12 protein-coding genes are annotated in these 12737 nt (G+C 68.6%); 5 read left to right on the plus strand and 7 right to left on the minus strand.

What is annotated here, in order from left to right:
• Positions 1 to 190 precede the first annotated feature (190 nt).
• From JNUCC0626_RS41010 to JNUCC0626_RS41020, 3 genes are read left to right on the plus strand one after another with little or no spacing between them, the layout of a single operon-like run.
• Positions 191 to 970 (plus strand): enoyl-CoA hydratase/isomerase family protein, encoded by a 780-nt coding sequence (locus tag JNUCC0626_RS41010; RefSeq protein ID WP_394616030.1) that lies wholly within the window; start codon positions 191 to 193, stop codon positions 968 to 970.
• Positions 960 to 1916 carry a class I SAM-dependent methyltransferase gene (locus JNUCC0626_RS41015; RefSeq protein WP_394616031.1) on the plus strand — a complete coding sequence of 319 codons (957 nt, stop codon included), beginning with the start codon at positions 960 to 962 and terminating at the stop codon, positions 1914 to 1916. Before JNUCC0626_RS41010 ends, JNUCC0626_RS41015 begins: the two co-directional genes overlap by 11 nt.
• Positions 1917 to 3077, plus strand: coding sequence for a THUMP-like domain-containing protein (locus JNUCC0626_RS41020; protein WP_394616032.1), 1161 nt, complete (start codon positions 1917 to 1919; stop codon positions 3075 to 3077). It abuts the gene before it with no gap.
• On the opposite strand, the gene JNUCC0626_RS41025 is transcribed toward JNUCC0626_RS41020, so the two are convergent.
• Positions 3036 to 3623 (minus strand): TetR/AcrR family transcriptional regulator, encoded by a 588-nt coding sequence (locus JNUCC0626_RS41025; RefSeq protein ID WP_394616033.1) that lies wholly within the window; start codon positions 3621 to 3623, stop codon positions 3036 to 3038. The two genes, JNUCC0626_RS41020 and JNUCC0626_RS41025, sit on opposite strands and share 42 nt — an antisense overlap.
• An 83-nt stretch (positions 3624 to 3706) precedes the next feature.
• On the opposite strand from JNUCC0626_RS41025, the gene JNUCC0626_RS41030 reads away from it, so the two are divergent.
• Positions 3707 to 4108, plus strand: a complete 402-nt coding sequence (locus tag JNUCC0626_RS41030; RefSeq protein ID WP_394616034.1) for a DUF4267 domain-containing protein — start codon at positions 3707 to 3709, stop codon at positions 4106 to 4108.
• Here JNUCC0626_RS41030 and JNUCC0626_RS41035 read toward each other — a convergent pair.
• From JNUCC0626_RS41035 to JNUCC0626_RS41055, 5 genes are all read right to left on the minus strand, one after another.
• Positions 4044 to 4769 carry a nucleotidyltransferase domain-containing protein gene (locus JNUCC0626_RS41035; protein ID WP_394616035.1) on the minus strand — a complete coding sequence of 242 codons (726 nt, stop codon included), beginning with the start codon at positions 4767 to 4769 and terminating at the stop codon, positions 4044 to 4046. The two genes, JNUCC0626_RS41030 and JNUCC0626_RS41035, sit on opposite strands and share 65 nt — an antisense overlap.
• A 24-nt stretch (positions 4770 to 4793) precedes the next feature.
• Positions 4794 to 6626: a hypothetical protein gene (locus JNUCC0626_RS41040; protein WP_394616036.1), complete on the minus strand. Its 1833-nt coding sequence runs from the start codon at positions 6624 to 6626 to the stop codon at positions 4794 to 4796.
• A gap of 62 nt (positions 6627 to 6688) precedes the next feature.
• Positions 6689 to 9928, minus strand: a complete 3240-nt coding sequence (locus JNUCC0626_RS41045) for a GH92 family glycosyl hydrolase (RefSeq protein WP_394616037.1) — start codon at positions 9926 to 9928, stop codon at positions 6689 to 6691.
• A gap of 76 nt (positions 9929 to 10004) precedes the next feature.
• Positions 10005 to 10859: a nucleoside hydrolase gene (locus JNUCC0626_RS41050; protein WP_394616038.1), complete on the minus strand. Its 855-nt coding sequence runs from the start codon at positions 10857 to 10859 to the stop codon at positions 10005 to 10007.
• 4 nt (positions 10860 to 10863) lie between these two features.
• Positions 10864 to 11133, minus strand: a complete 270-nt coding sequence (locus tag JNUCC0626_RS41055; RefSeq protein WP_394616039.1) for a hypothetical protein — start codon at positions 11131 to 11133, stop codon at positions 10864 to 10866.
• 57 nt (positions 11134 to 11190) lie between these two features.
• On the opposite strand from JNUCC0626_RS41055, the gene JNUCC0626_RS41060 reads away from it, so the two are divergent.
• A complete protein-coding gene (locus JNUCC0626_RS41060) occupies positions 11191 to 11943 on the plus strand; it encodes an acyltransferase (RefSeq protein ID WP_394616040.1) in 753 nt (250 codons plus the stop codon).
• On the opposite strand, the gene JNUCC0626_RS41065 is transcribed toward JNUCC0626_RS41060, so the two are convergent.
• The gene (locus tag JNUCC0626_RS41065) at positions 11940 to 12713 is read right to left on the minus strand and encodes an SGNH/GDSL hydrolase family protein (RefSeq protein ID WP_394616041.1); all 774 of its coding nucleotides are present in this window, start codon (positions 12711 to 12713) and stop codon (positions 11940 to 11942) included. The genes JNUCC0626_RS41060 and JNUCC0626_RS41065 overlap by 4 nt on opposite strands.
• Positions 12714 to 12737: the final 24 nt, after the last annotated feature.

The raw sequence follows: 12737 nt of genomic DNA on the forward strand, positions 1-12737 counted from the left end.
ACTGCGTTTTTGGCCGCTGCTCCGCAGACGGCGGCGAGTTCGCCGGGAAGTCGGTCGTCCGGCCAATCGCCGGCACCGAATTGGGCTTCGCCGAATCCGGCACCGGCGGTTGACCGGACGACCGACGCGAACTCGCAACTACTGACGGGTAACGTACGGTCAGCTGTTACTCATCGAGGAGGCGCCCTTAATGGCTGAGTTCGTGAGGCTCGACGTCGAGGACGGGATCGGCACGATCCGCCTGGAGCGGCCGCCGATGAACGCCCTGAACCGGCAGGTGCAGACCGAGCTCCAGGCCGCCGCCAAGGAGGCCTCCGAGCGTTCCGACGTCTACGCGGTGATCGTGTACGGCGGCGAGAAGGTGTTCGCGGCCGGTGCGGACGTCAAGGAGTTCGCGCAGATCTCCCACGCCGAGATGACGTTGCGGGCCAAGGGCCTGTCCGACGCCCTCGGCGCGCTGGCCTCGGTGCCGAAGCCGACGGTCGCCGCGATCACGGGCTACGCGCTCGGCGGCGGGTTCGAGGTCGCGCTCGGCTGCGATCGTCGGATCGCCGGTGACAACGCGAAGGTCGGCCAGCCCGAGATCCTGCTCGGCCTGATCCCCGGCGGTGGCGGCACGCAGCGCCTCGCCCGGTTGATCGGTCCGTCCAAGACCAAGGACCTGCTCTACACCGGCCGGTTCGTCGGCGCCCAGGAGGCGTTGGAGCTCGGCATGGTCGACGAGGTCGTGGCGCCGGACGACGTGTACGCGGCGGCTGTGCGCTGGGCGAAGCAGTTCGTGAACGGGCCGGTGCTCGCGCTGGCCGCGACGAAGGCCGCCGTCGACGGCGGCCTCGACACCGACCTCGAGTCGGGTCTCAAGCTGGAGAGCCACCTCTTCGCGGCGTTGTTCGCGACCGAGGACAAGAAGGCGGGCGTGGAGTCGTTCATCGAGAACGGTCCCGGAAAGGCGAAGTTCAGTGGCAACTGACCCGGCACCCAACCCCCACGCGACCGCCGAAGAGGTCGAGGCGGCGTACAAGGACACCAAGCTCGCCCAGGTGCTCTACCACGACTGGGAAGCGGGCACGTACGACGAGAAGTGGTCGATCTCCTACGACGACCGCTGCATCACTTACGCCACGGACCGGTTCCGTGCCGCCGCGGGTGACGTCGGCCCGTACGAGCACGCGCTGGAACTGGGCTGTGGCACCGGCTTCTTCCTGCTGAACCTGATGCAGGGCGACGTGATCAAGAAGGGCTCGGTCACCGACCTGTCGCCCGGCATGGTCGAGGTCGCGCTGCGCAACGCCTCGCACCTCGGGCTCGACGTGGACGGCCGGGTGGCCGACGCCGAGCGGATCCCGTACGAGGACAACACGTTCGACCTCGTCGTCGGGCACGCGGTGCTGCACCACATCCCGGACGTCGAGTCGGCGATGCGCGAGGTGCTGCGGGTGCTCAAGCCCGGCGGCAAGTTCGTGTTCGCCGGTGACCCGACGAACATCGGCAACTTCTACGCGCGCAAGCTCGGCCAGGCGACCTGGTGGCTGACGACCAACGTCACCAAGGCCCTGCCGGCGCTGGGTTCCTGGCGGCGTCCGCAGGAGGAGCTGGACGAGTCGTCCCGCGCCGCCGCGCTGGAGGCCGTGGTCGACCTGCACACGTTCGACCCGGACCAGCTGGAGGCGACGGCTCGTCGTGCCGGTGCGGTCGAGGTCCACGCGGTGACGGACGAGCTGTCTGCCGCGTTGTTCGGGTGGCCGGTGCGGACGTTCGAGGCCGCGGTGCCGCGCGAGAAGCTCGGGTTCGGGTGGGCGATGTTCGCCTACCGCACCTGGCAGAACCTCTCGTGGGTCGACCAGAACGTGCTCTCGAAGGTGCTGCCGCGCGAGGTGTTCTACAACGTGTCGATCACCGGTAGGAAGTCTTCGTAAGTGGGGTACGCGTTCACCGCGGAGGACGTGGCGTTCCTGCGCTCTTCCGCCGGGATCTCCGCGTTGGCCGCGGTGAACTCGTTGTCCTTTTCGGACTCCTCGCGGGTGCGGGACGTCGAGCACGCCCGCCGGTTGCTGGGGCCGTCGTTCGCGCCAGTCGTGGAAACGGTGCTGCTGCGGCGTCGTGCCGTGTCCAAACTGGACTCGGCTGGGTCGTGGCTCTTCACCGACGACGCTCTGCAGCAGGCGACGGCATCGGCGGTTGCCCGGCATCGCGCTCTGCGGTTCGCCGGCCGGTCCGTGCACGACGTGACGTGTTCCGTTGGTGCGGACCTTTTCGCGTTGAGTTCGGTGGCTTCGGTGTGCGTCGGCTCGGATCTTGATCCGGTGCGGGTTGCCATGGCGCGCAACAACGTTCCGGGTGCGCCGGTGCTGATCGCCGATGCGTTGCGGCCGGTCTCGCGTGCTTCGGCGGTGACGGCTGATCCGGCTCGGCGTGACTCGTCCGGCCGCCGGAAGTGGAATCCTTCGGACTTCGTGCCGCCGTTGGACGAGTTGTCCGAGGTGTACGCCGGGGTGGATCTCGCGGTGAAGTGCGCGCCCGGCATCGACTTCGCGGTGGCGCCGTGGGCTGACGAGATCGAGGTCGTGTCGCTGGACGGCGCGGTGCGCGAGGCGTGTCTGTGGACGCGTGGACTGGCCACGCCTGGGGTTTCGCGGCGTGCCTCGGTGCTGCACGGGTCGTCGTCGTGGACGCTGACCGACGCCGAGCCCGACGACTGTTCCGTTGCGGCGCCGGGTGCGTGGTTGATCGACCCCGACGGTGCGGTCGTGCGGGCCGGGCTGGTGCGGCATTACGCGGCGCGGCACGGGTTGTGGCAGCTCGACGAGCGGATCGCCTATCTGAGCGGCGATGTGCCGCCGCCGGGCATCCGGGCGTTCCGCGTGCTCGAACACGGGCACTACGCGGAGAAGTCGCTCAAGTCGTTGCTGAAGGCGCGGGGGATCGGGGTGCTGGAGATCCTGGTGCGCGGGCTGGACGTCGACCCGAACACCCTGCGCAAGCGCCTCAAGCTCGCCGGTTCTGCTTCTGCGACAGTGGTTCTGACGCGCGTCGGCTCAAAGCCCGTGTTCGTCCTTTGTCAGGCTGAGCGCACCTAGCAGCAGGTCGAGGCGGGTGTCGTCGTACCGCGGGCGCAGCCTGGCGCCCTGCCCGAGCGTCGCGATGCCGTGCAACGAGGTCCAGAAGACCTCCGTCAACGCCTCCAGGTGTCGATCGCCCCTGATCGGCTCGACCGCGGCGACGAGCTCGCCGAACGCGTCGAGCAGTTCCTGCGGCACCTCGTCTGTGCCCCACGGGATGTCGGACTGCTGCACGAACATCGCGTCGTAGAGCGCGGGCCTCTCTCTCGCGAACCGCAGGTACGCCTCCGCCGCCGCCCTCAGCCGTGACTCGCCTCGTGATGGACGGGCTTTCCTGAGTTCCCGTGCCAGGTCGCCGCAGCCCTGGATCGCCACCGCCCGGACGATCGCGTCCTTGCCCTTGAAGTGGCTGTACAGCACCGGCTGGCTGTACTCGACCTTCTCGGCGAGCTTGCGCGTCGTGACCGCGTCCCATCCTTCTTTCTCGGCCAGGTCCCGAGCCGCGTCGATGATCAGCTGGTGCCGTTCGGCCCGCTCGCGCTCCCGCCGGTTCTGAATGCTCACGCTCGAAAATCTAGCACTGCTAGACATGCGAGCGGGCTAGTGTTAGCGTCGCTCGTGTCGCTAGCAGTGCTAGATTTCAGTCAGTGGAGGAAGAGATGCGCTTCAACACGGTGATGGCAGCCCTGGTGGTCGTCGCGGGCTTCTGGTTCGGCCTCGGCTACCTGCTCAACGGCGACGGCGCGGCGGCGGGCTTCGGCATCGTCGACCCGGCCGGCTACTACGTCGTGAAGGGCGTGCGCGACATCGCGTACGGCCTGACCGCCCTGATCCTGCTGCTCCTGGGCCACCGCAGGGCGTTGGGCTGGGTGATCCTCGCCGACGCGATCATCCCGATCGGCGACTGCCTGGCCGTGATCACGCACGGCGGCACGGTGGGCTACGCGCTCATGGTGCACGGCAGCGCGGCCGTGCTGGTCCTGCTCACGGCCGGACTGCTCCTGCGCGAGACAGCGCCTGCACGGCTTCCCGCACCTCAGGCTCAGTGATCTCCTCGGCCAGCAGCCCGGTCAGCACCTGGAACGCCCGCCGCAGCTCGTCCGGATGCGTGGACAGCACCAGGGTCCCGTCGAACGCCCGTGTGTCGCGCAGCTCGTGCAGCCCGCGCCCCTGCACCGCGTTCACACCCTCGCGCAGGCACCACAGGGACATCACGTTGTCCCGCATCCCGTTGAGCATGTGCACGGCCTGCCACACCCGTCCGCGCGCGATCGCCGACCGCACGTGCAACGCGTACAACCACGCCATGCCAACGAGTCCGTCCCGGCCGGGCTGCCGCGCGTGCGGAATCTCGTTGGCCTCGCCGAACAACAGCTTGAACGTCGGCCCGGTCGCCCCGAACTCGCCCGACGGCCAGAAGGCCACGTCGACCTGCAACGTCGACTGCATCAGGAACACCCGGAACAACACGGTCCCGCGCCGCACGTCGAGGTGACTGACAGCCCCGCACGCGTACATCAGCGCGGTCCAGTCGTCCACCACGGCATCGAGATCACGTTCGACCGACAGCGCGAAGTCGATGTCGGACCACCGGTCCTCCTCGCCCACCGCGGCCGACCCGGTCAACGCGGCCCCGACCACCCGCGGATCGGTGTCGGCGGCGTTGACGAGGTCACGACGCAACTGATCGCGCTCCGAAACGGTGAACACCACACAACCCTATAAGCCGTCACTTCAGCCCGGCTTGCGCACCAGGTTCGTGTACCCGGCCAACGCGAGCGTCGCCAACCCCCACACGGCGATCTGCACCAACCAGATAGCCGCCGTGAACGCTTGGCCCTTCTTGGAAGCGGTGTCGAGGTCGCAGCGAGCCCGCATCCCGGTCATCGCCAACGGCAACCCGCGATCCAGCCCGAGTCCAACCAGTTCCACAGTTGAGCACGGCGTCCCGGCTCCCACGGGCGCCGTCGCAACCCGTTCCGCCACAAGGTGTCCAGGTCGCGTGGAAACCTGCCCGGCCCACCAGCCCAACGCCCCGGCCACCACGAGCACCAGCAGCAACGCCGCCGCCGTCCGCCGCGCCCGGTACCCGTATCCGGCCAGCGCACCCCACAACCAGTGGAACCACCTCGTCAGCCGCCCGCCCAGCGACTCGGGGCTGCGCCGCCGCAGATCCGTCTGCTGCGCCATCAGGATCTGCCGAACGGTCCCGTCGTGCCCGGCAGCCCGTTCCACCGCAGCGAACCGTTGGTAGGCGGAGGCGTGATAAGTGGCCGTGTGACAGCGGATGACGTGCAGCCACTCTTCCCAGTACCACATCGACGAGAGCGATGAGTAGGTGAAGTCGCTGAGACGCACACGAGCTTTGCCCTCACACGTGCTGCCACGTCCTCTGTCGGGACATAGGCCCGTGTGCGGCAACCACACCACGCCCCCGACCGTCATGCCCCGCAGGTTCATCGACTCCGACGCCGCCTCCAGCGCGACCGACTCGCCGCACCCGAACCAGCCGTCGACCCGGACGTTGCTCAGGCTCAGCGCGCAGCCGTCCCCGCCGGCGACGAGCCGAGTGCGCCCGAACACGGCCATCGAGCCGCCGATCTGCGTGCGGTCGAGGGTCACGGCGATGTCGTCGCTGTTCGTGACGGTCGCGTCGACGATCTCGACGATCCCTCCGACCCGGCCGTCGAGCATCACCAGCGCGCCGGCGGCGTGCCGTCCCGTGATGACCGTCCCGTGCTTCAGGTGCAAGGAACCGGCCAGCTGGACGTCGGAAGCGTCCAGCCCCATCCCGTTCGCGCTGCTGATCTCCGTGTCGGACAGCTGCACCTGCCCCGCCACGTGGATTCCGCGCAGCAGAAGCGCTTCCGTCGCACCACCCGCGGTGAGCCGGTTGCCCTCCTCCAGCCGGAGGTGGCCGCCGACGGTGGCGGACGAGAGCGACAACGCCGGCCCGGCGTCGTTCGTGATCTTCGTGGCCTTCACGACCAGGTTCGAGGCGAGCTGCGCGCCGATGAGCGACAGCGCGGCGCGGTCGCTGTGCCCGACGAGCGTCGCGCCTTCCACGGTGAGCTGACCGCCGACCCTGAGGTTGTCCGCGTTCACCGCGGAGCCGGTGGTGTTGGTGATCTCCGCGCCGCTGAGGTCGAAGTCGCCGCCGACCTGGCCGCCCACCAGTCTGATCGTGCCGCGCAGGCCGTCGCCGGTGAGGCGGACCCCGTTGCGCAGCAGGAGATCCCCGTTGACCTGGAGACCGTCCGCGTGGATCCCGGCGCACCGGCCGCCGATGAACACGAGGTCGGGCAGGCTCGCGTACCTGGCCTCGATCGGCTTCTCGATCGTGCAGTCCCGGAACACCAGTCCGACGGCGGGCTTCGTCCGGTCGAGGTCGAGGACGCCCTCGATCCGGGCACCCTTCAGCTGGATTCCGGTGGGGTCGAGCTCACCGTGGCGACCCAGCAGGAGGTCCCTGATGAGCGCGGCCGGGACCGGGTCGTCGTGCTCGTCGCACTCCAGCATCATGCCGTCGCGGGCCGCCGTGACGAGCTGCTGCTCGATGTCGCTCACCCACGGATCATCCCTGCAAGAGGCGGCTCCGTTAACAAGAACGGAGCCGCCTCAAACAAGAACTACCCGAGTGCCACGGCGAAGACGTGCATGTTCACGTCGTCCGGCAGCACGACGCTCGCCAGCGTCTTGCCTTCCGGCGCCACGTACGTCTTCGTCGCGAAGATGTGCGTGGCGACCTTCTCGTTGCCGCCGCCCAGCGTGTTGCGGTACGGCGTGTTGGCGACGATCACGTTGCCGAAGCTCGGTGTCGCACCACCACCGCCCAGCGTCCAGTCGCTGAACCCGATCTCGACCTGCGCGGTGGTGCCGTCGGTGAACGTCACCGTGGCCGCCTTGGCGCGGGCGCCGTTGGCCGCGGAACCCACGAAGGCGAGCTTGGTGCCGGACAGGGCAAGCGTTTGCTTCTGGGCCGTCGCGTTGTCGGGGCGGCCGGGAGGCGAGGACGGCCAGGTGAACGTGAGGCCGTCGACGGTCGCGGTGCCACCCGGCGGGAGTCCGGCCGTGGCCAGAGCCTCGCGCGAGTAGCTGTAGCCGCCGCCGTCGAAGTCGCCCTCGCCGTCGGCGTCGGCGGACGCACCGACGTTGTTGACGGCGGCGAGCATGCTGCCCGCCGGAGCGACCTTCACCGTCTGCGGCAGCACGACCGGCTTCGCGGCGCCTTCGACGGTCACCGTCACGGTGATGTCGTAGAACCCTTGTGGTGTACCGGCATCGGCCGCGACCGTGAACTCCGCGGGCACGGCGCCCGAGTTCGGCGTGAACGTCAGTCCGGCCGGTCCGGCGATCGTGAACGTCGCCTTCGGGTCGCCGTCGTAGAGCTTGACGGAGTTGACCTTGCCGGTGACCGACTTGCCGGGCTCCACGACGAGCTGCCGCGGTTCGACGGTCAGGAAGTACGGCTGGTCGTGCTTGATCGGCTTCTCGCCGTCGCGGAACGACGGCGGGGCGTCGGAGCTGCCCGTGCCCCACGACGAGGCCGTCTTGCCCAGCACGAAGTCGAGCTTGCCGCCGCGTTCCACGAACGACTCGGGCAGCCAGGTCTTCGTGGCGGACTTGCCGTTGACCTTCAACGACTGCACGTACTTCGTCGCGGTGTTGGCCTGCGGAGCGGTGATCGTGATGTCCTTGCCGCCACCGCGGTTGATCTTCACCGAGGTGAACAGCGGCGCGCTCAGCACGAGTTCCGCGCGCGACGGCACCTGCGGGTAGATGCCCATCGCGGTGAACACGAACCACGACGACATGGCGCCGAGGTCGTCGTTGCCGGGAATGCCGCCGGGGGCGTTCTTCCACAGCGTGTTGATGGTCTCGCGCAACGTCTCCTGCGCCTTGGCCGGTGCGCCCGTGTAGTTGTAGAGCCACGGCACGTTCACGGACGGCTCGTTGTCCAGTTCGGACTTCGCGCCGCCCTTGCCCGTCAACGCCCAGCTGCCGTCGGCGTTGTGGAAGAAGTCGTCGAGCCGCTTGTTGGCGCGGTCCTTGCCGCCCAGCGAGGCGACGAGCCCGGCCACGTTGTGCGTGACCATCCACGTGTACTGGGCGCTGCTGCCCTCGACGAACCCGTTGCCGGTGTCGGGCGTGAAGTCCTTGACCCACGTGCCGTCGGCGTTGCGGTTGCGGATGTAGCCACCCGTGGCGTCCGCGACCGGGTCGAAGTTGTTCTGCCACCACTGGGCGCGTTCGGCGAACGTCTTCGCGGTCTTCTTGTCGCCGGTCCGTTCGGCGAGCTGGCTGATCGCGAAGTCCGCCGCGGAGATCTCCAGGGTCTCCGCCGCGCCACCCCAGGCGTTCGACACGGCCGGCATGTACTTGTTCTGCAGGTACTTGTCGAGCGACGGCCGCTGCCCGACCGACATGACGGCCCAGCCGTCCTTGCTCAGGTCCAGTGCCGTCGGCACGGTCGCGGCCTTGACCAGGGACTTCAAGGACGACTTGATGTCGTAGCCCTCGCCGCCGAACGCCGAGATGGCGGCCAGCGCGATCGGCGCCGGGTCGCCGTTCATGACGTGCGTGCCACCGCCGTTGTGCGTCCAGCGGTCCCACACGCCGTTGTTCTGGTCGGCCTGGTTGAGCAGCGACTGCGCGATGTCCGAGCCGACCTGCGGTTCGAGCATGGTGAGCAGTTGCAGCTGCGAGCGGTAGATGTCCCAGCCGGAGAACGTGCCGTACTGGGCCTTCTGCCTTCTCTTGTCGATCTTGTGGGTCTTGCCGTCGAACCCGGCGTACTCGCCGTTGACGTCGCTGAACAGGTTGGGGTGCAACAGCGAGTGGTACAGCGCGGTGTAGAACTTCGTCCGCTCGTCATCGGAGCCGCCGCCGACCTCGATGCGCTTGAGCTGCTTCTGCCACGCGATGTACGCGTTGTCCCTCATGTCCTCAATGGACTGACCCTTGTTCTCGGCCTTGAGGTTCTGCTTGGCGTTCTCCAGGCTCACGTAGGAGATGCCGACCTTCATGCCGACCTGCGCGCCTGGTTCGAAGCCGAGGTACGCGCCGGAACCCTTGCCCAGCACCGGCCAGCCGTTGGTCCCGTACGTCGTGCCGCCCTTGCTGCTCGTGCCGCCGGGCGTGACAACGTTGTCCTGGTACGTGCCGACCTCGGTGAACGCCTGGTCGAACTCCGCCACGAAGTGCAGCGTGTAGTAGCTGCGGCGGCCGACCTGGTTGATGTAGCCGCAGAAGTTGCCCGACGTGACGCTGCCGGTGATCGTCCGCTTGTCCTTGTCGATCACGGTCTGCGCATCGCTGCTGCCGACCTGCGACTTGGACGTGTTGACCAGCACCGTCGCCGGCTTGTCGGCGGGGAAGCTGAACCGCGCCGCACCGGTGCGTTCGGTGGCGGACAGCTCGGCCTTCGCCCCCGACTTGAGCGTCACGTCGTAGCGGCCGGGCTTGGCCACCTCGTCGGCGTGCGCGAAGTCGCTCGCGTAGACCGCGTCCGTCGCGTCGGTCGTCGGACTCGTCGTGACCGTCCCGACGTGCGGGAAGATCGGGATGTCACCGCTGCCGCCCGCACACCCCGTGCCGGACATGTGCGTCAGGCTGAAGCCGCGGATCTTCGTGGCGTCGTACCGGTAACCACCGGGAGCCGCGGCGCGCAGGGTGTTGCCGCGACTGGCTTCCGGGCTGAAGGAGAACATGCCGAACGGCACGACCGCGCCGGGAAAGGTGTTCCCGAGGTTGGTCGTGCCGATGAACGGGTTCACGTGCGCTGCCGGATCCGGCACCACCATGATCTGGGGCTGAGCGGAGGCAGGGACCACTCCGAACGTCATGGCCGCCACTACCGCAGCTGTCATCAGGACTCTTCGCTGCATGGTCGCGGACCCTACTTACCGTGCCCGCGTAACCCCAGAGAGCGACGTGAAGTTGTCGTCAAACGGACAAGCGCTGCTCCATGAAGGCCCTCAACGCGGGCCAATCGCAGTCTTCCGCGACCTCTACCTGGTGCTTTCCTTCCACGAGCGCACCCTCGTCGTCGATGTCGAGGCCGTGGATGCGCGTCTTGAGCGTGCCGGGCACGATCGCCTCGGCCACCGCGACCGCGTCGTGCACGAGGATGCCCTCCGGCCGGTCGGAGTGGTTCTGGTCCGGGTTCGCCCTGAGGTACTCGCGGTAGGTGCCGGTGAGGTTGCTGAGCACGGGATCCACGTTCGCGAGGAACTCGACGTCCGCGATGCACCGCTGGGTGAGGTTGAGCGGCACGATCAGCGGATTGCCCTTGCGGATCACCGTCCGCGCGGCCTTCGCGTCCGCCCAGAAGTTGAACTCGGCGCGCAGCGTCATGTTGCCGATGCCGAGCCCGCCACCCATGACGACCAGCCGCGGGAACTCGACCCCGGCGTCGAGCGCCTTCGCGATGTTCGTGAGCGGTCCGATCGCGGCGACCACGGTGTCCTTGCCGACGTTGTCCGCGAAGAACTGGACGACGTCGTCGCTTCTGATCGGTTCGGGGTTCTCCGGCAACGTGTGGGCCTGCCCGCCGAGCCCGTCCTCCCCGTGCACGTCAGCGGCCCCACCCGGCCCGCCGAACCCCTTCACCACGGGCACGTCGGTGCGCTTGAGGTGCGCGAGCAACCGCAACGCGTTCGCCGTCGTGAGCTCCAGCCCGACGTTGCCGAACACCGTGGTCAACGCCCTGAGGTCGACCTCGGGACTGCGGGCAGCGAGCGCGATCGCGAACGCGTCGTCGACACCGGGGTCGGTGTCGATGATGAGAGGAGTCGCCATGCCTCTAGGGTGCCTCAGCCCCGACCTCGGCCACGTCCCACACCACGCACCGCACGCCGGGCCGTTCCGTGGCGCCCTGGTCGATCATGTCCTGGTGGTACCGGCGAGCATCCGCCTCGTTGTCGAAGACCTGCACCATGTGCCCGTCGAGCGTCCACGTGCCGTGCACGAACCCCGGTCGCCCGACCTTGCTCGACGCCATCAGCGGCACCTGCGCCCGCAGTTCGTCGATCACCTCGGGAGCGATGTCCCACACGCCGATGACGGCCCACATGGGGCCACTGTAGAACCGTTTCGGCTGGTTCGTCCGCCTGAAGTTAAGGTGCCGTCCATGACTTCGATGTGGGGTGCACCGGTCTGGACGCGCTGGCGCAGGTCGCGCCGAGACCCGATGCAGGCGCGCTTCCTCACGATGGCCTCCCTGCGCTGGGTCCTGCGCCACCGCGCCTACACCCCGTGGTACCTGGTCAGGTACTGGCGGCTGCTCAAGTTCCGCCTGCTCAACCCGCACGTCGTGCTGCGCGGCATGGTGTTCTTCGGCAAGCGCGTCGAGGTCATGGCCCGCCCCGGCTTCGGCCGCCTCGAGATCGGCCGCTGGGTCCACATCGGCGACGGCAACGCCATCCGCTGCCACGAGGGGTCGCTGCGCATCGGCGACAAGGTGGTGTTCGGCAAGGACAACACCGTCAACTGCTACCTCGACATCGAGATCGGCGCGTCGTCACTCGTCGCGGACTGGGTGTACATCTGCGACTTCGACCACAAGGTCGAGGACATCACCCTGCCGATCAAGGATCAGGGCATCGTGAAGACGCCGGTGCGCATCGGCCCCGACTGCTGGCTCGGCGCGAAGGTGACGGTGCTGCGCGGCACCCGTGTCGGCCGCGGGTGCGTGCTCGGCGCGCACGCGATCGTGCGCGGCGACATCCCGGACTACAAGATCGCGGTCGGGATGCCGGCGCGGGTGGTGCGGGACCGGCGGGCGGACTACGAGGCGGACGCGCAGCGGCGTGCGGACATCGCGGACATGGCCCGCAAGGCCAAGGAGGCGCTGGCCAAGCGGTCGGAGGACGCGTCGGCCTAGCGCGCCATCTGCCTTGAGGTGAGCGGAGAGAGCTGCGGGCGCTTGGGCACGAAACCGTCGCCCGGCTGCCGTCCGATCAGCTTGTTGCGGGTCCGCGTGTACGCCACGGGCAGCACCTGGTCGCGCAACCACCGCCAGTGGTCCAGCACCGAGGCGGACGCGGCCGTGCCGTCGAGCGGCGTCAGCCAGGCCGGGTCGAACGGGATGCCGAGCGTCGACAGCACGTGTCCCGCCAACCGCCTGTGCCCCAACGAGGACAGGTGCAGCCGGTCCGGACCGAAGTAGCGCGAGTCGTGCACGCACTCGTCGTCCTCGACGTCGATCAGGATCGCGCCGTAACGCGACGCAGCACCCCGCACGGCCGTGTTCAGGGCATCGATGCGTGGCCGCATGCGCCAGCCGAACGGCATGCGGTGCGAGATGTCGCTCAACGTGAAGACGGCGACGGTCGGCGCGAACGACGTCACGGCGCGCACCATCGCGTCTGCGCGCGCTGCGATCTGTTCCAGGGTCGCGTTGGACATGACGTCGTTGCCGCCGCCGAACAGCACCACCAGATCGGGTTCCAACGCGCGCGCGGACGGGACCTGCTCCACCAGCATCTGGTCGAGGCGTCGGCCGCGCACGCCGAGGTTGGCGTAGCGGAAGCCCGGCGCGTCCAGGGCGGACGCGACGCGGTCGGCCCAGCCCCGGTAGCGGCCGTCGGGCAGCAGGTCGTCCAGGCCCTCGGTGCAGCTGTCCCCGAGCGCCACGAAGCGTTGGTATTTCATTCAGTCCTCGGTCACCTGTTGTTA

This window comes from Lentzea sp. JNUCC 0626, from assembly GCF_043632865.1.
Classification (GTDB): domain Bacteria; phylum Actinomycetota; class Actinomycetes; order Mycobacteriales; family Pseudonocardiaceae; genus Lentzea.

What these genes read in the sequence shown, in the direction of transcription:
- JNUCC0626_RS41010 (WP_394616030.1), top strand. Translation starts at nt 191, where the DNA reads ATGGCTGAGTTCGTGAGGCTCGACGTCGAGGACGGGATCGGCACGATC.
- JNUCC0626_RS41045 (WP_394616037.1), bottom strand. Translation starts at nt 9,928, where the DNA reads ATGACAGCTGCGGTAGTGGCGGCCATGACGTTCGGAGTGGTCCCTGCC.
- JNUCC0626_RS41050 (WP_394616038.1), bottom strand. Translation starts at nt 10,859, where the DNA reads ATGGCGACTCCTCTCATCATCGACACCGACCCCGGTGTCGACGACGCG.
- JNUCC0626_RS41055 (WP_394616039.1), bottom strand. Translation starts at nt 11,133, where the DNA reads ATGTGGGCCGTCATCGGCGTGTGGGACATCGCTCCCGAGGTGATCGAC.
- JNUCC0626_RS41060 (WP_394616040.1), top strand. Translation starts at nt 11,191, where the DNA reads ATGACTTCGATGTGGGGTGCACCGGTCTGGACGCGCTGGCGCAGGTCG.
- JNUCC0626_RS41065 (WP_394616041.1), bottom strand. Translation starts at nt 12,713, where the DNA reads ATGAAATACCAACGCTTCGTGGCGCTCGGGGACAGCTGCACCGAGGGC.